Source organism: Cryptosporangium aurantiacum (genome assembly GCF_900143005.1).
Classification (GTDB): domain Bacteria; phylum Actinomycetota; class Actinomycetes; order Mycobacteriales; family Cryptosporangiaceae; genus Cryptosporangium; species Cryptosporangium aurantiacum.
This window is the reverse complement of sequence record NZ_FRCS01000006.1, coordinates 296,216-316,625: the sequence shown is the minus strand read 5'-3', so window position 1 is coordinate 316,625 and position 20,410 is coordinate 296,216. Positions and strand designations below refer to the sequence as shown.

Annotated in this window: 16 protein-coding genes; 13 read left to right on the top strand and 3 right to left on the bottom strand. The window is 70.1% G+C overall.

Features of this window, described 5'->3' with window-relative positions; genetic code table 11:
• Window positions 1-44: 44 nt before the first annotated feature.
• Window positions 45-3,524 carry a WD40 repeat domain-containing serine/threonine protein kinase gene (locus BUB75_RS21920; protein WP_073259631.1) on the bottom strand — a complete coding sequence of 1,160 codons (3,480 nt, stop codon included), beginning with the start codon at window positions 3,522-3,524 and terminating at the stop codon, window positions 45-47.
• A 144-nt stretch (window positions 3,525-3,668) separates the two neighbouring features.
• Here BUB75_RS21920 and BUB75_RS21915 point away from each other — a divergent pair, with 144 nt between their 5' ends.
• The 6 genes from BUB75_RS21915 to BUB75_RS45390 all read left to right on the top strand — a co-directional run bounded on the left by BUB75_RS21915 (window position 3,669) and on the right by BUB75_RS45390 (window position 9,552).
• Window positions 3,669-4,937, top strand: coding sequence for a hypothetical protein (locus BUB75_RS21915; RefSeq protein WP_073259630.1), 1,269 nt, complete (start codon window positions 3,669-3,671; stop codon window positions 4,935-4,937).
• Window positions 4,938-5,378: 441 nt separating this feature from the next.
• A complete protein-coding gene (locus tag BUB75_RS21905; protein ID WP_073259628.1) occupies window positions 5,379-6,881 on the top strand; it encodes an FAD-dependent oxidoreductase in 1,503 nt (500 codons plus the stop codon).
• Entirely contained in the window at window positions 6,878-8,008 is a 1,131-nt protein-coding gene (locus BUB75_RS21900; protein WP_073259627.1) for a hypothetical protein, read from the top strand. The genes BUB75_RS21905 and BUB75_RS21900 overlap by 4 nt, the downstream gene beginning before the upstream one ends.
• Before the next feature lie 6 nt (window positions 8,009-8,014).
• The gene (locus BUB75_RS21895; RefSeq protein WP_073259626.1) at window positions 8,015-8,617 is read left to right on the top strand and encodes a TetR/AcrR family transcriptional regulator; all 603 of its coding nucleotides are present in this window, start codon (window positions 8,015-8,017) and stop codon (window positions 8,615-8,617) included.
• A gap of 38 nt (window positions 8,618-8,655) precedes the next feature.
• Window positions 8,656-8,811: a hypothetical protein gene (locus BUB75_RS21890; protein ID WP_218617696.1), complete on the top strand. Its 156-nt coding sequence runs from the start codon at window positions 8,656-8,658 to the stop codon at window positions 8,809-8,811.
• A gap of 243 nt (window positions 8,812-9,054) precedes the next feature.
• Entirely contained in the window at window positions 9,055-9,552 is a 498-nt protein-coding gene (locus BUB75_RS45390; protein WP_143175346.1) for a hypothetical protein, read from the top strand.
• Between the two features lie 381 nt (window positions 9,553-9,933).
• On the opposite strand, the gene BUB75_RS21885 is transcribed toward BUB75_RS45390, so the two are convergent.
• A complete protein-coding gene (locus tag BUB75_RS21885) occupies window positions 9,934-10,119 on the bottom strand; it encodes a hypothetical protein (RefSeq protein ID WP_073259625.1) in 186 nt (61 codons plus the stop codon).
• A gap of 44 nt (window positions 10,120-10,163) precedes the next feature.
• Complete coding sequence (locus BUB75_RS21880; RefSeq protein WP_218617695.1) at window positions 10,164-11,438, bottom strand: ROK family transcriptional regulator; 1,275 nt, start codon at window positions 11,436-11,438, stop codon at window positions 10,164-10,166.
• A 221-nt stretch (window positions 11,439-11,659) separates the two neighbouring features.
• Between BUB75_RS21880 and BUB75_RS21875 the strand changes: the two genes are divergently transcribed.
• Genes BUB75_RS21875 through BUB75_RS21845 form a run of 7 tightly spaced genes read left to right on the top strand, consistent with a single transcriptional unit; the run spans window position 11,660 to window position 20,410 of the window.
• Window positions 11,660-12,724: a Gfo/Idh/MocA family protein gene (locus tag BUB75_RS21875; RefSeq protein ID WP_073259623.1), complete on the top strand. Its 1,065-nt coding sequence runs from the start codon at window positions 11,660-11,662 to the stop codon at window positions 12,722-12,724.
• A 44-nt stretch (window positions 12,725-12,768) separates the two neighbouring features.
• Window positions 12,769-14,043, top strand: a complete 1,275-nt coding sequence (locus BUB75_RS21870) for an ABC transporter substrate-binding protein (protein WP_084741574.1) — start codon at window positions 12,769-12,771, stop codon at window positions 14,041-14,043.
• 27 nt (window positions 14,044-14,070) lie between these two features.
• Window positions 14,071-16,083 (top strand): ABC transporter permease, encoded by a 2,013-nt coding sequence (locus tag BUB75_RS21865; protein ID WP_073259621.1) that lies wholly within the window; start codon window positions 14,071-14,073, stop codon window positions 16,081-16,083.
• Window positions 16,080-16,829, top strand: a complete 750-nt coding sequence (locus BUB75_RS21860; protein WP_073259620.1) for an ABC transporter ATP-binding protein — start codon at window positions 16,080-16,082, stop codon at window positions 16,827-16,829. Before BUB75_RS21865 ends, BUB75_RS21860 begins: the two co-directional genes overlap by 4 nt.
• Window positions 16,826-17,563 (top strand): ABC transporter ATP-binding protein, encoded by a 738-nt coding sequence (locus BUB75_RS21855; protein ID WP_073259619.1) that lies wholly within the window; start codon window positions 16,826-16,828, stop codon window positions 17,561-17,563. The genes BUB75_RS21860 and BUB75_RS21855 overlap by 4 nt, the downstream gene beginning before the upstream one ends.
• Window positions 17,560-19,098: a GMC oxidoreductase gene (locus BUB75_RS21850; RefSeq protein ID WP_073259618.1), complete on the top strand. Its 1,539-nt coding sequence runs from the start codon at window positions 17,560-17,562 to the stop codon at window positions 19,096-19,098. Before BUB75_RS21855 ends, BUB75_RS21850 begins: the two co-directional genes overlap by 4 nt.
• 4 nt (window positions 19,099-19,102) lie before the next feature.
• Entirely contained in the window at window positions 19,103-20,410 is a 1,308-nt protein-coding gene (locus BUB75_RS21845; protein ID WP_073259617.1) for a C-glycoside deglycosidase beta subunit domain-containing protein, read from the top strand.

Here is a 20,410-nt window from a genome sequence, read left to right as displayed (position 1 = left end):
CAGCGGACCGGGTCGCCGCCGCCACCGGCCACCGCAGCCTGACGTCATCCGGCGGCGAAGTCCCAATCGATTCGCCAGCACCGGGCCGGCTGCAGATAGACCCACGTGAGCAGCGTGCAGTCGTCGGCAGCGAGCTCCAGAACGAACTGGCTTTCGGGATCGGGATCGGCCACGGCCACGGTCCGCAGGCACTCGCCGGTGTCGTCGTCCCACACGCGCAGAGTGCCCGTTTCGTCAAGCGACAACGTGCATCGGCCGTCGGCGGTCGCGGCGAGTGCCCTGACCGCTCCGTCGTGACCGCCGAGCACCTGAAGACAGCTGCCGGTCGCGACGTCCCATTTCCGGACGGTGCCGTCGTCACCGCCGGTGTAGAGAATCCGGTCCCCAGCGGACGCCAGGACCACCCGCACCGCGTCGCTGTGCCCGGCGAGCGTGCTCTCGTCACCGGTCGCGGTCCACACCCGCACCGTCGTGTCGTCGGATCGTCCGACAGCGACGGTCCGCCCGCCGGCCAGGACGGCCACCCGCCCGGGAGAGACCGTCCCGTCCGTGACGTGAGTACGGCAGTCACCGGTCGCTGGATCCAGCACACAACTCGGGTTGTCGAATTGCGTGGCCAGCAGCCACCGTCCGTCCGCAGACGGCACCAACGACACAATGCGGCCGCCGATGTGCTGCGAGAGACTGAGAACGCTGCCGTCCGCCAGGTCCTGGAACACCACGCCTTCGTCCTCGTCGACCGTCGCGAACCAGCGTCCGGAAGGGTCGATGGCGACCGCAGAACTCCCGTACGGCCCCTTCTCCAGCCGGTGCAGGCGGCGACCGTCGATGACGTTCCAGATCGTGACGGTGTTGAACTGCTCGTCGTCGCGCGTCTCCGGTGTCAGGCCGGCCGCGACGCGTCCGCCGGCTCCGATTGCGACCTGGAAGTCCCAGACGTCGAGCCAGTGTCGTTCCGCGCCGGTCGCGACGTCATGGATCTGCTTGCCGCCACGCGGATGATCGACCAGGACACCGCCGCCGGCGGTGAGGTACGGCCGGTCGCGCGACGGCATCCGCGCGGTCTCCCGGATGCCGAGCACCCCGGTGCGCCGTGCGCGTGTTCCTGCCTCGGCCCACAGCTCGACCAGCTCCGGGTGACGTTCGAACCCGGTCTCGGCACGCGCGGCGCGCAGGTCGGCGATGGCGTCGGCATACCGCCCGGTGGCTATCGCCTTCTTCGCGCGCGCGATCGCGCCGACGACGAGACCGGCGGACGAAGCGAGCTCGGACGCTGCCCGCGGCCGCGCGTAGCTCCACGGTGCCTCCGGGCCGGTGACCGCGAGCGGAAACACCCAGGCGGTGCGGTCCGTGCTGCCGCTGAGACCGAGCCGGCCGTCAGCGCTCACCGCCACCGCCCGCACGTCGTGACCATGGGCAGGATGGGTCCGCACGCATCGTCCGGCGGCCACGTCCCACTGCGCCGCGGACCGGCCGTCCCGTGCGAGCGCCCACCGCCCGTCCGGAGTCGACGCGAGCGGCGTCCAACCGGTCCATGTCGTGGCTGCCGGCCACGTGCTGGAGTTCACGACCGAGAGCCGGAGGTTGACCATGTCGGCCGCCGTGATGCGGTCGGGCTCGACGACGACCATGGCGTCGCCGGCGAATAGAGCGGGACCTCGCATCTGGTCGCTGTGAACAGTACGTCCGGTTCGGGCCTTGCTGGCTCGCAGCCAGCCCGCACGGGGCGTCCCGCACACCCAGCTCAACAGGTGCCGGTCGTCCGTCGTGTACGCGATGCCACCGCGCTCGTGATCACGATCGGGGCCCGGCACCTCGAGCCGCGCCGTCATCCTCCCCTTCCGCAGGTTCCACATCGACACGCGGCCGTCCCGGGTCAGGACAGCCAGCCCGGTACCGTCGCGGGTCAGAGCGATCTGTAGCGGCTCGAGGTGCTGCTTCAGGTCCGCGAGCGGCCGGCCTGTCGCCACGTCCCAGACGATCGCGTGCTCGCCCTTGCCGCCGGTGGCGATCCGCCGACCGTCGGGGCTGAAGGCGAGCGCCGTGCAGGCTTCCGGGTCAGCCTGCAACTCGCGGATGCAGGCGCCGGTCGTGGTGTCCCAGATCCGGACCGTTCCACCGTCGTCGCCCTCGAGCTTGGGCCAGCGGTTGCTCTCGCTGCCGGTGGCGGCCAGTGAGCCGTCCGGGCTCAACGCGACCTGGGTCACCCAGGAGGTGTGGCCGCTGAGCGCGACCGGCGGCTGCTCCGGTTCGAGTCGGCGGGCCCGGTCGAGCGCGGCGCGCACCTCGGGTGTGTCCGGCGCCGCCTCCAGCGCGCGCAACGCGGCGGCCGTGTCGCCGCGCTCGAGGTGGACCAGGCCGGTGAGGTACTCGCCGAGGCCTTCCTCTCCCGGCCGCGGGCCCAGGTCCTGCAGGTCGGCTAGGAGCTGCGCGTCGGTGTACTGGCCGGTGCGCCAACGGCGCAGACCGCGGTTGAATACCGTGTGGGCATGGTGAGGATCGGCTTCCAGCGCCTGCTGCCACAGCGTCTCGGCCGCGGCCTCGCGTCCCAGGTCCAGCATCGACAGCGCCTGGTTGGACAGGCCGTCGGCGCGGTGCGTAGCGGCCTCCGGCCGAGCGCGCGGATACGGTTCTCCGACGACGGCCGCGTGGATGTCGGCCAACTCGTCGGCGAGCGCGGCGAGGTCGTGCGGACGCTCCCGCGTGTCGGCGTTCAGGCAGCGGTGCAGCAGGTCGCCGATGCCCGCGGGTACCGGAGGAAGATCCGGATCGTCGATGCTCTCCGCGAGGAACGCATCGAGGGCCGCCGCTCCCGCCGGGCCGTACCGTGCCGGCGGGCCGCCGGCGAAGAGCTCAAGGACGCTCAACGCCCAGGACCACACGTCGGTCGCTCTGGAGAGCCGGATCTGCTCGCCGGCCAGCGCTGCGGCCTGTTCCGGTGAGCAGTACGCAGGCGTCATGCCTCCGGCGCTGACCAGCACGCTGGCGTCGGGTGCGGCGGCGATCAGCTCGCCCGCGGCTGCCCGCGCTTTGGCCAGACCGAAATCGGTCACCTTGGCGGTCCCGTCAGCGGTGAGCATGACGTTGGCCGGCTTGACGTCCTGATGCACGAGCCCCAGCCGGTGGGCATGGTCCAGCCCCCACGCCATCTGCACGGCCACGTCGATGGCCCGTCGTAACGCCGCCTGCGGCCCGCCGTCGTAGAGCCGCCGGTGGCGCACCGCATCGGCGAGGCTGCCCCCGTCGACCCATTCGGCGAAGACCGCGGGAAGCTGATCGATGCGACGGACGTAGGCACAGTTGACGATGTTGGGGTGCGCTCCGAGCGACACCCAGGACTCGGCTTCGGCCTGGAATGCCCGCTGACCGGCCGCGTCAGCGAAGAGCTGTTCCCGGGGGATCTTCAGCGCGAGGTCGATGCCCCACTGCCGATGGTGGACGCGGTACACCAGCCCCATGCCGCCGCTGGCGACCACGTCACGCACGTCGTAGAGCCCGAGGACGGTATCTCCGGTTCGCCACATTCCGGCAGCGTAACGACGGCGTCACGCCGTCGCGCATGTCCCGGTGGGCAACCATGAGAGAGGCCGCAGTGGACGTCTGGCAGCGGCGACTTTCGCGTAGCCGTCCGTCATCGAGCGCCGGTGGCGTGCGGGACACTGCCGCCCATGACTACGTTCGTCTTCCTGTGGAGCGGCACTGACGTGGCTTATCCGTCCGCGGCCTACGCGGCGGACATCGCGACGACAGCGGCGGGCGGCACCGTGCCGGCGCGGTGGTCCACCGCGCGACGTCATGGCCTGCAGGTAGGTGATGTGGTGTACCTGCTCCGGACGGGCACCGACCGTGGTCTTGTCGGACGCGGTCGGCTGACGGACTCGCAGTTGATGGTGGAGGCTCATTGGCAGCAGCCGGGCAAGTCGGAGCACTACGCACAGGTCGAGTGGGACACGGTGCTGCCGCTCGGGGATCGGCTACCGATCGTCGACCTTCTCGACGCGATGCCGGCCTACCGCTGGAACGATCTCTACAACTCGGGCCAGGAGGTCGAGCCGCCCGCGGACGGCGTCCTCGATGTCCTGTGGAAAGACCACCTGCAGATGCTGGCGAGCCGCGGCCCGGACGGCCCGGATGAGGCCGCGCGGCTACTGAAGGGCCTGATCGGCATCGAGTTACGGACGCCCGACGGCGGTACCACCACGATCGTCGAGGTTACCGACACGGACGCGATCGTGCGGAGCGGGCGTTCGCCGGGAGGGAAACCCGTTCCGATCGCGCGGGTTCAGGCGGTCCTCGTGCGTTTGTATGCGAAGGGCTCCGTGACCGTGGACCCGCAGGAGGCGCAGTACCGCGCCGCGTTCCTCGGCGCGGTACTGCGGTCGGTGGACGGCGTGACGATCAGCGGCAGCTCGCCCGCCGCCGTCACGACTCGACGAGGCGCGAGCACGCCAGCCGACAGCGCAACGGGCGACTTGGACACGATTGAGCACACCGGAACCGAACTGTTCTCCGGTGTGCTCAATCGTGCGGCCGGCGGTCTGAGCCGCGGTGAGCAGACCCGGCTCCGCGCGAACCTGCTACGTGGAGCCACCGACGCCGACTGCGCGTTGTGTGGGAACCGCTACCCTGCGGCTTTTCTCCGTGCGGCGCACATCAAACGGCGTGCCGTCTGCTCGGACGAGGAACGCCGCGACCTTGCGAACATCGCCATGCTGGCGTGCGTGTTCGGATGCGACGCGCTGTTCGAGCTTGGTTACCTCGGGGTCGACGCGTCCGGTGTGATCCGGGTTTCCTCCCGCGCCGAGGGGGCACTGGCCGACCGTCTGGCGGCACTCGACGGCAGGCCGGTCGACGCCCATACGTCGGCGAACGCCAGCTACTACGCGTGGCATTTCACGAACATCGCCGACGTCGATCCGGCGCTGTGGCTCCGGTGAACTCTCTTGGGAGTCCGAGGAGCGTCCGGCTGCATTGCGGTGGCCGCTACCTGCTGGGCCGGAAGCGGTCCAAGTGTTCGCTCCACGCTTGGGCGAGCTGATCCTCGGCCTTACATCGCACCGGCATTCCGGCTGGCTGGACGCTGGGCCATTCGAAGCGGACGCGGGAGGTGAGCATGCTCTGCGGAAGGACGTCTTCGACCGGGAGGAGATGGGTCCACTCCACCCGGAGGGACAGGTCGTGACCAAGGACCAGCTGATCGCCGTCGTCTCGGATCGCGCGACCAGATCAAGTAACCCCCAACCAGCAGCGGCGGCCGGGCGCAGCCGGGCCGCCGCTGCTGGTCGGGGGTCAGCGGGCCGGCCTGAAGCCATCCTTGACATCCCCAGACGGCGATCATACATTCATCCATCTTCTGTATGAATGAATGGGGTCGCCTCATGAGGTTCGGCAGAACAGCAGTGGTGCTCGGCGGCAGCGTGGCGGGTTTGTGCGCTGCGGGGGCGGTAGCTCCGTACTTCGACCGCGTGCTCGTCCTGGAGCGAGATGAGCTGCCGGCCGATGCCGAGCATCGGCGCGGGGTGCCGCAGAGCAAGCACCCGCATTTCCTGCTCAACTCCGGACGCCGCGCGATCGGTGAGCTCTTCGCCGGCTTCGAGGACGACCTGATCGCCGCAGGCGGACTGCATCTGATGCCGTCGATGGACGCGGCGTACCTCGAGGCCAGCGGCTGGTCCTCGCGTAAGCGGTCGTCGATGACGATGGTCTATAGCTCGCGCATCCTGATCGAGCGGGTGCTGCGCGACGAAGTACGCCAGCTGAGCAACGTCACCATCCGGGAGGGAGTCTCAGTCCGGGGGGTCGACGTCGTCGCAGGCGGCACCGCGGAGGGCCGGGTCACCGGGGTGTCGTTCTCCACGGCAACCGCAGGCAACGAGCAGATGGACGCCGATCTCGTCGTCGACGCGATGGGGCGCGGCTCGTCGATCTCGGACTGGCTCGTGGCGGCGGGGTGGCCGGAGACACCGGCGATGACGCTCGACGCCAAGGTCACCTACACCTCGCGGTGGTACGAGCTACCGGCTCCAGAGGATCGTCCCGAGCCGTGGTGGTGGCAGCACCTGGTGATCATGCCGACCCAGGACAAGGGCGAGCACCCCGAGGAGCACGAGTTCCTCGTCAACTTCTTCCCGATCGAAGGTGGCCGCACGATCGCGTGCATGGGGTCGTGGGGAATCGACATGCCCCGCACCACCGAGGACTTCGTCGCCTCGGCCGAGCGGGTGCGGACGCCGCTGTTCGCCGCGGCGATGGCGAGGTGCGAGCCGCTCTCCGACGTCCACCTGACCCGGTCGACGGGTAACAAGTGGCGCCGCTACGACCTCCTGCCGCACGCTCCGGCGGGCATCGTCTCCATCGGCGACGCGATCTGTGCGTTCAACCCGTTCTACGCCCAGGGCATCAGTTCCGCCGCGGGTTCCGCGCTGCTCCTGCGGGAGGCGCTGCGGTCGGCGACGCAGCTGGATCAACGGTTTTTCACACGGTTCCTGGTCGAGCAGCGCGCGGCCCTCCGGGTGCCGTGGGGAATGGCGATGGCGCGTGACCGCGGCTACGAGTGCGCGACCGGCACCGAGGTCTTACCGGCGTGGCGACGCAAGATCCTCGCGTCGATGACGTGGCCGGCCTTCAATCTGATCATCGGCGCCGCACGCGAGGATCCGGTCGTGGACGAGCACTTCGCCCGTGTCTTCAACCTCGATGAGTCGATGGCCGACATGATGAAGAGCCCACGTGTCCTCGCCGGGCTGCTGCGTTACAAGGTCAACGCCGCACTCGGACGGAACAGGGTGCCGTTCGGGTTCGACCCGACACAGGATCCGCCTGGCACCGACTGGACCCCGGGCGCCGTCGGGGCGGACGCGGCACTGGGGACGCCGCGATGAGCGCCACCTGCGACGAGGCCGCCGAGCAGGTCACCCGCGACCTCGGTTTCGACTGTCACGACGTCAGCCCGGTCGTGTCGGTCAACGATCCGTTCAGCCTCGCCAACTGGACGATGCCAGTGCTGGAGCTGGTGATCATCGCGGGCGCCGTCTTCGCCCTCGTGCACGCCGTCCGCCGGTTCCGTGCCGGCGACCCGGTCAACCTGGCCCTGTGGATCGCGTCGTTGATCTACCTATTCGTCACCGAGCCGCCGCTCTACTTCCCCGAATGGTTCGGCCTCGACGACCGGTACGGCTTCATCTTCGCCCACAACATCTTCACGGTGCAGTTCATGTGGGACCGGCTGCCGCTCTACATCATCGCGATCTACCCGGCGTTGAGTCAGCTGGCGTACGAGTCGGTGCGCGTGCTCGGAGTGTTCCGGCACCGCGGCGCGCTGATCGGATCGATCGCCGTGGCGTTCGTCTGCCAGGTGTACTACGAGATCTTCGACCAGCTCGGGCCACAGTTGCAGTGGTGGGCCTGGAACGACGCGAACGACATCGTCAACCATCCGGCGCTCGCCTCGGTGCCGATGAACAGCATGCTGCTCTTCGCGTCGGTGTCCTTCGGTGTGATGACCTTCCTGGTCGTCACGCTCGCCGGATCGAAGGCAGCCGACGGTGGGCCCCGCCGTGGTTGGTCGCTGACCTGGCGGATCGCTCTCGCCGGCGTGCTGACGCCGCTGTCGATGGCCCTGTTCGGCATCCCCTCGGCGATCTTCGGCGGCGACACCCCCAACGTCACGGCGCAGGCGTGGGTGCTCGGGGTCGAGCTGGGCGTGCTCTGGCTGGCCGGAATCTGGATCCTGATCACCAGCGTTCGGCGGCGCGGCGTCGAACAGATCGAGCCGATGACGCCGTTCGCGCGGATCTATCCCGTGGTCTACCTGCTGAGCATGGCGGTGCTGTGGCTGGGCGCGCTTCCGGCGTTCCTGGACGCGGACGACGGCGTCACCAGCAACGGCACGCCGATCGGGAGCGGCTGGTACACGATCGCCTGCTTCGCCGCGGCGATCGCGGTTTTGGCCGCGCTGTACACCGCTCGGCGCAGGTCACCGGTCGCGAACCCTGCCCCGGTAGGCTGACCCGACGTGGGTCATCACGGTTGGAACGGCAACCCGCCGCGGACAGAGGACGAGGCACGCCAGCGCATCATCGCCACCGCCGCGGCCTGCGTCGAGAGGTTCGGGCCCACCAAGACGACCCTCTCCGATGTGGCCGGCGAGCTCGGGGTCACGCGGCAAACCGTGTATCGCTACTACGGGAACCTCGGTGAGCTGTTCAGCGCGGTTGCGCAGGCCGGCGTCGATGACTTCGCGGAACGGATGGAGCGGCATCTCTCCGCCTGCGCGACCCCGACCGACGCTGCCATCGAGTCGATTGTGTTCGCCGTTCAGGCGATCCCTCGGGAGCCGTATATCGGTGCGCTCTTCCAGGCGGGCGAGACGGACGTCTTCAGCCGTGCCGCCACGTCGGCGGACGCGTTCTCGATGGGTGCCGACATTCTCCGGCGCATCCCGGTCGACTGGAGCGAGATCGGGGTCGGCGACGACGAGCTCGAAGGTCTGGCTGAGATCTTGATCCGGTTGTTCATCTCGTTTCTCCAGTACCCGGCAGACCCGCCACGTTCTGAGGACGAACTGCGTGATCTGGTGCGCCGGTGGCTCGGACCAGCTCTATCGGCCCCGAGCTGAGGTAGGGCTCCGGCGCGTGCCGCCACGATCGCGATCCGTTGCTGGAGCGGCTCGGCGTCTCGCCTGCGGACTTGCTGAACGCGGCGCCGGAGCGCAGTCCGGCGCCGACATTCGCCGAGTACGTGCCAGTGGTGTCGGCGGCGGTCAGCGCCGGCACCCGCCGCGTCTATGGCAGCTATCCGGTCGGCGCGTGACACCCCTCGACGGGGGACCGCCGACCGGGCCTGGCGGGTCACCGCTGCACCGGCAGGCCACAGCCTGCTGACGTTCCCGTTCGCCTGGCGCCCTCGTGACCGAGTTCAGCGTCGGCCACGTGCTCAGCATGATCGGCGGTGCGGCAGTTGCCGCAGACGCGGCGGTGGAGGTCACGCGGAAGCGTCGGGGCAGCTACGTGACGGGCCGGGCGGCGTTACACGACGCCGCCCGGCGTCCCCTACATGAAGCACGAGCCCTCCTCGGCGGGATTGAACGCGCGCCGGAAATCAGAAACCCTCTCGCACGAAGGGGCGATCTGGACAGTCAGTGACTTATTAGGGGGAACCGTGAAAACAAAGCGTTTGGCGATCACCGGGGTAGTCGCGGCGATTCTTGGGGGAACATTCCTGGGAGGGGCCCCAGCCGAAGCATCACCGCGGTTCCAGGCTGACTGCGGTCGCTTCTCGTGCACCATCCGCTTCAACCACCAGACGACACGGGATGCAACTGATGCCGCAGGAGTTCTGGCGGCCATCGGCGGCGGCTGTGCGACCGTCAGCGGCCCTCTGGCCCCTGTCTGCGGTGCGGCAATCGCGCCTTCCGCTGCGATACTCGCTCTCGCCGCAAATCGGTACGACCGGGCCGGTGACTGCCTAGGCATTCGTATCTACAAGCCAATCAACGGCCTCACCACCGCGATCCCTCGACGGGTGAAGGGCGGCACGCGCAACTGCGTGTGAGCTAATGTACCGGCCCGCGGTTGGTGATGGCCTGCGAGTTGGCCGTCGCCGTCCGCGCGGCCTGCGCGGCGGCCGCCCGCGTCGTCGAGGCGCACCTGCTCAGCGGCGATACTCTCGGCCGCCACGGGGTGGTCGGCACCGTCACCCAGGCGCCGGCCTCCGTGACTTCCGCGCGGGTGCGGCCTGATCGGCATTGCGACAGACGAGGCGGCTGGAGGAAACGCGTCGGCGTGTGTGCTGGCCACGGGATGACCTTCAGCGGTGCGGGTGCGGCGGGGCGTCGAGTCTCACGCCTGCGGCGTCGAGTTCGAACAGGTAGGTGGCCGAGGTGTCGTACCCGAGTGTCCAGGTGCCGGCGGCACGGAGCCGAGTCGGGTGGGTTCAGCGCGGCGGCGGGCGCGAGCGGGATCCGGGTGTGACGGGGCCCTCGAGGTAGACCAGGGCATGCGGCGCTTCCGCGGCCAGATACAGAGTCCAGGAGCCGTCGGAGTATCGGACGAGGTCCTGCCCGTTGACGTCGCCGACCGGCTCGATCGCGTGGGCGTCGGTGACGGCGGAGGCGATCATGGCGGCGAGCCAGCACTAGACCGAGTGACTTCGCGGCGTCGTGGTCAGGCTGGTCGTTCGAGCATGTCGTCGGTTGCGATGTAGGGCTGGCCGGCGGGTGAGCCGGCGTCCAGCCAGCGGGCGAGCCGGCCGGGGGAGAAGACCTCGTCGAGGGCGAGGTGGACGGCGCCGGTGACGCCGCCGAGGTCGTCGGGCAGGCTCGACATCTCGATGCGGAGGTCCTGGGTCGCCAGGGGGAGCGACCGGCGGTAGATGGCCTCGCGGATCGCGGCCAGGACGTGTGCTCGGGCACGGACGATGCCGCCGCCGATGACGAGCAGGTTCGGGTTGTAGAAGCTGACCAGCGTCGCGAGCATCCCGCCGAGGAGGTGCGCCGACCGCTGCAGCAGAGCGCGGGCGGCAGGGTCGCCCTTCTCGGCGGCGAGCGTGACGTCGAGAGGGCGGACGGTTCCGGTCTCGGCGAGGGTCGCGGCCAGCGCGGGGCTCTGCCGGGTGTCGGCGAGCATACGACCCTCGCGGGCGAGGGCGGCGCCGCCGGCCACGGCCTCGAGGCACCCGGTGTTGCCGCAGCGGCAGATCGCGTCGCCACCCTCGGGGATGGCCACGTGTCCGATGTCCCCGGCTGATCCGTTGGCGCCGCGGTAGAGCTCACCCTTGACGACGAGACCCGCGCCGACGCCGACATCGGCCCGCATGTAGAGCATGTTCCGGGCCGCGGAGGCTGCGGGGTTGGTGCGCAACTCGGCGAGTGCCAGCAGGTTGACGTCGTTGTCGAGCCAGGCCGGCGCGCCGTAGCGCTGAGCGAGCCGGTCCCGAACGGGGTAGCGATCCCAGCCCGGCATGATCGGCGGTGCGACGGGCTGACCGGTCCGGAACTCGACCGGCCCGGGAACACCGATACCGATCGCCCAGACACGGGCGATACGTCCGATCGACTCGAGGTGGTCGTCGATGAGGCGTTCGGCCGTGGTGAGCACGGCGTCGGGCCCGTCGGCGACGTCGACCACTTCCTCTAACTGCGCGAGGAGCGTCCCGGCGAGGTCGGCGACCCCGACCACCAACCGTTGGGCGGTGATATCGACGCCGACGACGTAGCCGGCCTCCGCGCGGATCCGCAGCCGGCGAGGGGCACGGCCGCCGGTGGAGGGACCGTAGCCGTCATCGGTGATCAGCCCGGCGGACTCCAGCTCGGCGACGCGCTGGGCGACGACGCTGCGACCGAGGCCCACGTGCTGGGTCAGGCGCGGCTGAGTCATCCCCTCGCTGTTGCGCACGGCCGTGAGCACGGCTGCCAAGCCCTCGATCCGCTCCGTCGACACGCGCTTCTCCTCGTGTTGGGCCTGTCCGACCATCCTAAACTTCTGCCGACTGTAAGCAAAAGTCGCGCCAGTCCGCATGCGTTCTCCGGGGCTATGCCGGGCCTATCACTGGTGTGAATGCTGACCATCCAAGATCTTATGTCTGCGAGGCATTGACCTTTTCCGGTCACCGGCAGAAGTATGTGGTCCCAGTTACAGGATGGTGCCGTCGAGGAGGACGCGTGACCGACCGGATCCGAGCAGGCGTCATCGGCGTCGGCTTCATGGGCACCGTCCACACGCGGGCGATCCGTCAGGCCGGCGGTGTACTGAGCCGCGTCGTCGGCGCCTCGCCTGACTCCTCGCGCCGGGCGGCTGAGAAACTACGTCCCGAGCTGGCCACCGAGACGGTCGAGGAACTGCTGGCCGCCGACGACGTGGACGTCGTCCACATCTGCACGCCGAACGTCACCCACGCGCCGTTGGTGCGGGCGGCGCTCGCGGCCGGCAAGCACGTGGTGTGCGAGAAGCCGCTGGCGGTGAGCGCGGCCGACGCACAGGAGTTGCTCGACCTGGCCACCGCTGCGGGCGTGACCGCGACCGTGCCGTTCGTCTACCGCTTCTACCCGACCGTGCGCGAAGCCCGCGCCCGCGTCGCCGCCGGGTCAACCGGCCCGATCCGCCTGCTGCACGGCTCGTACCTGCAGGACTGGCTGGCCGCCGAGAGCGACGACGATTGGCGGGTCGACCCGGCGGTAGGTGGACCGTCCCGGGCATTCGGCGATATCGGCGTGCACTGGTGCGACCTGGTCGAGTTCGTCACCGGGCACCGCATCGTCCGGTTGACCGCCCGCACCGTGACCGCGGTCCCGGTGCGCGGCGACCGCCCGGTAGGCACCGAGGACGCCGCGCTTCTGCTGTTCGAGACCGACGGCGGCGCGGCCGGGACCCTGACCGTCAGCCAGGTCAGTCCGGGCCGCAAGAACCGGCTCTGGTTCTCCATCGACGCCGGTGTCGAGAGCCTCCAGTTCGACCAGGAGAACCCGGACAGCCTCTGGATCGGCGGTCGGGACGTCAACCGGATCGCACTCCGAGGCGCCGAGGCGCCCTACTCGATCCTGCCGCCCGGCCACCCGCAGGGCTACCAGGACTGCTTCGACGCGTTCGTGGCGGACACCTACACCGCGCTCACGGGCGAACTGCCCGACGGATTGCCGACCTTCGCCGACGGAGTTCGCGCCGCCCGGCTGACCGAAGCCGTACTGACCTCCGCTCGCGACGGCGGCTGGGTCGACGTCGCCCGATAAGACCCCGCTCTACCCCCACCCCCTCCGACCACAACGAGGTGATCATGAAGCGTTCCCTCATGGCGAGATCGCTGGGCGTCACGGCCGCCCTGGCGCTGCTCGTCTCCGGCTGCGGCGAGGCCGCCACCGACTCGACCGCGACCTCCGCGACCTCCACCCCGACGACGATCGACAGTGCCATCGGCACGCAGTTCAGCGGTGGCAAGCCCGGTAAGGCATCGGACTCTCAGTCGCCGATCAAGGTCGGGCTGATCAACCAGGAAGGCGGGACGATCTCCAACCCGGAGGCGTCCGCCGCGGTCCGGGCGGCATTCGAGTACATCAACGCCGAACAGGGCGGCATCGGCGGCCACCCGCTCCAGGTCGAGGTCTGCAAGGTCACCTCGTCGGAGGAGTCAGCGCAGCAGTGCGCGCAGAAGTTCCTCAACGACTCCTCGATCGACGTCGTCATGCAGGGCGGCCTCAACGTCGGCACCGACGCGGTCCACCAGACGCTGAACGGCGCCAAGCCGGACGTCATCGCGCTCGCCAACCCGGGTACCGACCTGAGCGCGAAGAACGCGTTCGCCGTCAACCCCAGCGTCATCGCCGCTCTGCCGGGCCTGGCCACCTACGCCAAGTCCAAGGGCTACAAGTCGATCGGCATCGTCTCGGGCAGCGACGCCGGTAGCCTCTCGATCGCCCAGACCGCGCAGGGAATCCTCAACGGCTTCGGCATCACGTCGAAGGTCACCACGTACCCGAGCGGCAGCACCGACCTGACCAGCGCCTACTCCGCCGCCCTGTCGGCGAAGCCGGACGCGATCGCGCCGCTGGACACCACCACCGCCGGGTGCACCGCCACCGCCAAGGCACTCCAGTCGATCGGCAGCACAGTGCCGATCGTCGCGTCGTCGCTCTGCCTCACCGACCAGATCAAGACCGCGCTCGGCGACTTCCCCAAGTGGGCGTACGAGTCCACCGTCCTGTCGCTGTACGCGCCGGACGAAACCGGACAGCTCGACTTCTACAAGGCCGTGATGAGCAAGTACGCCGGTAAGGACGCGCAGCTGGGTATCAGCGCCCCGCAGGCGTTCGGTGCCGCGTTCCTGCTCGCGAACGTCCTCAACATGGTCGGCCCCGACAAGGTCACCCCAGCCTCGGTGTCGAGCGCGCTCGCGGCCTACACCGGCGGTGTCCTGCTCGGCACGCCGAAGGTCGCCTTCGGCTCGATGGCTGAGCGGGGCATGCCGACGCTGTCCGGCACTGCTGACCGCTTCTACACCTACTCCGGCGATGGCAAGTGGGCGTCCACGCCGTGGCAGGGCCTGCCGCAGTAATCGGCTGACGAGGAGGAGGTAGCCGTCATGCAGCAGATCCTGCTGTTCACCGCGCTCGGCCTGGGCACCGGTGCGCTCATCAGCGGGCTCGCCCTGGCCCTGGTCGCGACCTACCGCGGGTCGGGGACGATCAACATCGCCACCGGTGCGCTCGCGATGTTCGGGGCGTACGTGTTCTACGGCCTGCGCGCCCAGGGCTACCTCCTCTTCCCTCCGGTGCGGATCGCCGGATCAGAGGGGATGGTGGTGCCGCTGCTCCCGGCCGTCGCGCTGACGCTCGTGGTCTGCGCTCTGGCCGGGGTGGCGTTGCACTACCTGGTACTCCGGCCGTTGCGCCGGCAAGCGCCGCTGGCGACGCTCGTCGCCACGGTCGGCGTGCTGCTGATCGTCCAGGCGTACGTCCTGCTGGTCTTCGGTTCGCAGGGACTACCCGCGCCGGACGTGCTCCCGACCACCCCCGTGACGATGTTCGGCGGTGCCGTCCCCAGCAACCGGCTCCATTTGCTGGCGCTAGTCATCGTGCTCACGATCGTCCTCGCGGCTGCGTACCGCTACACCCGGTTCGGGCTGGCGACCCGCGCGGCGCAGGAAAGCGAGGCGGAGGCGGCGCTGTCCGGTCTGAACGCCGGGCGGCTCGCGCTGGCCAACACCGTGATCTCGGCCGTCATCGCCGGCGGTCTCGGCATCTTCGTCGCTCCGCTGACGCAGCTGGACCCGAGCACGATCGCGCTCGCGGTCGTCCCAGCGCTCGGCGCCGCACTGCTCGCCCGGTTCACCAGCTTCCTGATCGCTGCGGTGGCGGGCCTCGGGATGGGCATCCTCGCGTCGTTGGTGACCGTCGCGCAGACGTACTCGTGGTTCCCGACCAGTGACGGCGTGGCCTGGCCCGGCGTCACCGACTTGCTCTACTTCCTGGTGATCGTCGTCGCGCTGCTGTGGCGCGGACAGAGCCTGCCCGACCGGGGCACGCTGGTCGAACCGCGGCTCCCGAAGGCACCGGCGCCCGAGCGGGTGCTGCGCCCGACCGTGCTCGCCGGCGGCGTCGCATTGGTGGCGTTGTTCGTCCTTCCCTACGACCTGCGGCAGGCGCTGATCCTGTCGCTGATCGGCGCGGTCGCGTGCCTGTCGCTGGTACTGCTGACCGGCCTGGTCGGCCAGGTCTCACTGTTCCAGTTCGGCCTCGCCGGAGTCGCCGGGCTGATCCTGTCCAAGCTCACCGCACACACCGGCCTGGGCTGGCCGTGGGCACCGCTGATCGGCGTCGTCGGAGCCGTGGTGCTCGGGCTACTGATGGCGCTGCCCGCGCTGCGAGTCCGCGGCGTCCAGCTCGCGATCCTCACGCTCGCCGGGGCCGTGGTGCTCAACAGCTTCGGATTCGGCAACTCCACCTGGGGTGTGCCGGCGTCCGGGGCGCCGGTCGCGCAGCCCTCCGTGTTCGGGTTCTCCCTCGGAACCGACTCGGCGGTGCGTGGGCTGGACGGCGCCCGGCCGAGCCCGCTCTTCGGCGCCGGAGTCCTGCTGGTCCTGATCGCCTGCGCGGTGCTGGTGGCCAACATCCGGCGCGGCAGCCTCGGCAAGCGGATGCTCGCCGTTCGCTCCAATGAGCGAGCGGCCGCCGCGGTCGGTATCTCGCCGGCCCGGATCAAGCTCGTCACGTTCGCACTCGCGACCGTGATCATGGCACTGGCCGGAATTCTCTACAGCTACAACTTCGGCTCGCTGGACCCGACCCGCTTCACCGTGCTGAACACGCTGAGCCTGGTCGCGTTCGCCTACCTCGGCGGCATCACCACGGTCCGCGGCGCCGTGCTCGGGGGCCTGCTCATCACCCAGGGCCTGTTCAGCTACGTCCTCAACACCTACCTGGGCATCTCGGTGACGTTCCAGCTCATCCTCGCCGGTGTCCTGCTCGTCGTCACCGTCATCACCAATCCGGACGGGATCGCGCTCGCACCGCCACCGCGCTGGCCCAGCCGGCTGTGGCGGCGGCTCCGCGGCGCGCAGGCACCGGCGCCCGACCTCGTGGAGGTGCACCGGTGAACGACGTCCTCACCACCACCGACCTGACCGTGCGCTACGGCGGGAACCTGGCCCTGGACGGGGTGTCCTTGCGGATCGGCGCCGGTGAACTGGTCGGCCTGATCGGGCCCAACGGCGCCGGTAAGACCACGTTTATCGACGCGCTGACCGGCTTCACCCGCAGCACCGGCCGGGTCGTGCTCGACGGCACCGACCTGACCCGCGCCAAGCCGCACCAGCGCGCCCGCCGCGGTCTCGGCCGCACCTGGCAGGGCGCGGAGCTCTACGACGACCTCACGGTGCGCGACAACCTCGACGTCGGAGCGCACCGGCCCACCTGGAGCCAATCCTTCCGTGAGCTGCTCACCGGCCGGTCGGCCCCCTCACCGGCCGCGACCGCCGCGGTGACGCTGCTCGGACTCGACGACGTCCTCGACACGTTCCCCGAGGACCTGTCGCAGGGCCAGCGCAAGACCGTGGACGTAGCCCGGGCGCTGGCCGCCGGCTCCCAGGTGCTGTGCCTGGACGAACCCGCGGCCGGCCTGGACTCCGACGAGAGCCTCGAGCTGGGCAACCGGCTGCGGTCGTTGGTGGACGGCGGCACCTCGCTGCTGCTCGTCGACCACGACATGGGTCTGGTGCTCGGCGTCTGCGACCGCGTCTACGTCCTCGACCTCGGCCGTCTCATCGCCGAAGGGACGCCGGACGAGATCCGCCGCTCACCGGCGGTCATCGAGGCCTATCTCGGCGAGGAGGTACCGGCATGACGCCCTTGCTGGAGTTCGACCACGTCACGCTCGGATACAGCTCGTCGCCGGTGGTACGCGACCTGTCGCTGGCCGTCGAGGCGGGGGAGGTCGTCGCGCTGCTCGGCCCCAACGGCGCCGGCAAGACGACCACCCTGCGCGCGGCCTCCGGGCTGCTGACGCCGATGGCCGGCACGATCCGGTTCGACGGCGCCGACCTGGCCGGACGAAACCCGGTGCAGGTGGCCCGCGCCGGGCTCGTCCAGATGACCGACGCGCGGAGTGTGTTCCGCGGCCTCACCGTCGAGGAGCACTTCCGGCTCCGCCACCGGCGGCAGACGCTCGACCGAGACCTCGCCTATGACTACTTCCCCGCGCTCCGGAAGCTCGCCAAACGACGAGCGGGACTGCTCTCCGGTGGCGAGCAGCAGATGCTCGGCCTCGGACGGGCCCTCGCCCGGCGGCCGCGGGTCCTGATGGTCGACGAGCTGAGCCTCGGCTTGGCGCCGGTGATCGTCCAGCGCCTGCTGCCGATCCTGCGGCGCTTCGCCGATGACGCCGACGCCGGTGTGCTGCTGATCGAGCAGCACGTGCAGATGGCGCTCTCGATCGCCGACCGCGGCTCCGTGCTGGTACACGGCGACCTGGTCGTCGAAGGACCCGCCGAGCAGCTGCTCCGGGACCGCCACCTGCTGACCGCGAGCTACCTCGGCTCCAACGAGAACCTCGACCACGAACAGGCACAGAGCACATGAGCAGGACATTCCCCCGGCAGGTCGACGTCGCGATCGTCGGTACCGGACCGTGCGGTGCCGCCTACGCCCGCATCCTGAGCGAACAGGCACCCGGAGCGACGATCGCCGCGTTCGACGTCGGTCCGCTGCTCGCCGACCCGCCCGGCGTCCACGTGAAGAACATCGTCGACCCGGACGCCCGGGCCCGCGCGCAGCGCGCGTCGGAAGGGCCGCGACCGGCGGCCGACGACACGCCGGTCGACACCCTCGACGGGTATGCCGACGCCGCACCGCGGCTCGTCCGGCCGGGCACGTTCCTCCTACCCGACGGGTACCGCCAGCCCGGAGAGGACGGGCTGCCCGGCGCCGCCATGTCCAGCAACGTCGGTGGCATGGGCGCGCACTGGACCGGCGCCTGCCCACGCCCGGGCGGGAGCGAACGCATCCCGTTCGTGAACGACCTCGACGAACTGCTCACCGAGGCCGAGCGGCTGCTGCACGTCGACGCGCACGCGTTCGACGACGCGCCGTTCAGTGGTGAGGTCCGCAAGCGACTCGGCGCGGCGCTCGACCCCGGCCGGCCCGACGACCGCCGGGTCGGGCCGATGCCCCTCGCCGTCGTCACGCACTCCGACAGACGGGTGACCTGGTCGGGCGCGGACGTCGTCTTCGGCGACGTGACCCGTGCGAATCCGAACTTCGAGTTGTTCCCGGAGACGCTGGTGGCCCGGGCCCTGGTGGCGGACGGCCGGGTTCAGGGAGTGGTCATCCGCGATCAGCGAGACGGCACGGAGCACGAGGTGCGCGCGCACCACGTGGTCGTTGCCGCCGACGCGCTACGGACACCGCAGCTGCTCTGGGCCTCCGGCATTCGCCCCGCCGCGCTCGGTCGTTACCTCAACGACCAGCCGCAGACCGTCTTCGCGGTGCGCCTGCGGGACGTGGCGTCCGGTGCTGCGCCGACCGGCGGCGACGAGCCGGCGATCGTGCCGCAGAGCGGCGTCAGCTGGGTGCCGTTCACGGATGCCGAGCCGTTCCACGGCCAGGTCATGCAGCTCGACGCCTCGCCCGTGCCGCTCGCTGACGCCGACGAGCCGGCGCCGGGCACGATCGTCGGCCTCGGATGGTTCTGCGCCAAGGACGTCCAGGAATCCGATCGCGTCGCGTTCGACGACGTCGAGGTGGACGCCTACGGCCTGCCCGCGATGCGGATCCACTACCGGCTCACCGAGACCGACCACGCGTCGATCGCCGCCGCGCGGGACGCCGTCCGCCGCGCCGCGGACGCCCTCGGTGACCCGCTGGACGCCGAACCGCTGACGTTTCCCCCTGGTGCGTCCCTGCACTACCAGGGCACGGTCCGGATGGGGGAGACCGACGACGGAACATCGGTCTGCGGACCCAACAGCGAGGTGTGGAATGTGGCCGGGCTGTACGTGGCAGGCAACGGCGTCATCCCCACCGCCACCGCCTGCAACCCCACGCTCACCTCCGTCGCGCTCGCCGTCGCCGGCGCCCGGACGATCGCCGGCGCTCTCGCCGCGGAAAGGAACTGACGTCGTGCTGGAGAGAAACGTCATCCAGGGCCGGGGCGTTCGCAACGTCGTCGAAAATGGCGAGGTCACCGGCTTCGAGTTCCGGCTCCGTAACCCCAACTACCGAGGGACGGCAGCCAGCCTGCTCGACGGTGTGGACGTCGTCGTCGACGGCGAGAAGTGGGACGGGGAGGTCCCGGTCTGGACCGTGCGGGGCCGCACCTACACGCTCGACCAGTTGCGCGCGACCACCGACGTCCGCTGGGCGCTGGACGAGACCGTCACGATCACCGTGCCGAAGCCGGGCGGGCTCGCGGTCGGGGTCCACCACGTCGAGGTGGTCGTCTACCTGCGCCGCCCGTACTTCCCGCCTGCGGTGTCGCGGTCGGCGTTCCCGGCTTCCGCCCGGACCGTGATCGTGCCACCGGCCCCGGACGGCGGCCTCCGCTACGCCGTCTCGACCTACAGCTATTCCGGTGACCTCAACACGTCGATGACGTTCGAAGACGCCCTCGCGGACGTCGCTGACCTCGGCGCCACCGGCATCGAGATTCTCGGCGAGGGCAACGTCCCCGGCTACCCCGACCCGGATCCGGCCTGGATCGACCGCTGGCACGGGCTGCTGCAGACCTACGGGCTCACGGCCACGAACTACGGGTCCTGGGTGGACACCGCGATGTGGCGCGATCGGGACCTGACCGCGGAGGAGGGTGCGGCCCACCTCGCACGGGATCTGCGGCTGGCGCACCGCCTGGCCTTCACCTCGGTGCGGCCGAAGTTCGGCGTCACGTCCTTCGACCTCGACCCGCACCCGATCTGGACCGGCGTGGTCGAACGGTGCCTGGACCTCGCCGCCGAGCTCGACGTCGTCATCTGCCCGGAGATCCACAGCCCGACACCGATCCGCCACCCGGTCACCCAGGGTTATCTCGACTTCATCGAGAAGACCGGCAGCGAGCACTTCAAATTGCTGATCGACACCGGCATCTTCCAGACCGCACCCGTGGACGACGGCCACGAGGGCGTCCAAGCGGAGAAGGGCAAGAAGCGGCCCGCGTTCCTCGAGCCGCTCGCCGTTCCGATGGCCGACCTCGCGGAGATCCTGCCGCACGTCCACTTCATCCAGGCGAAGTTCTTCGAGATCGACGACGATCTGGTCGATCTGCACGTGCCGTGGCGGGAGATCCTCCGCACGCTGCTCGACGCCGGATGGAGCGGCTGGCTCTCCAGCGAGTACGAGGGCCGCCGCGACCCCTACCGCGGACGCGACCAGGTGCGGCGGCAGCACGCGCTGCTGCGATCCCTGCAGACCGAGCTCGAGGCGGGGCGGTGA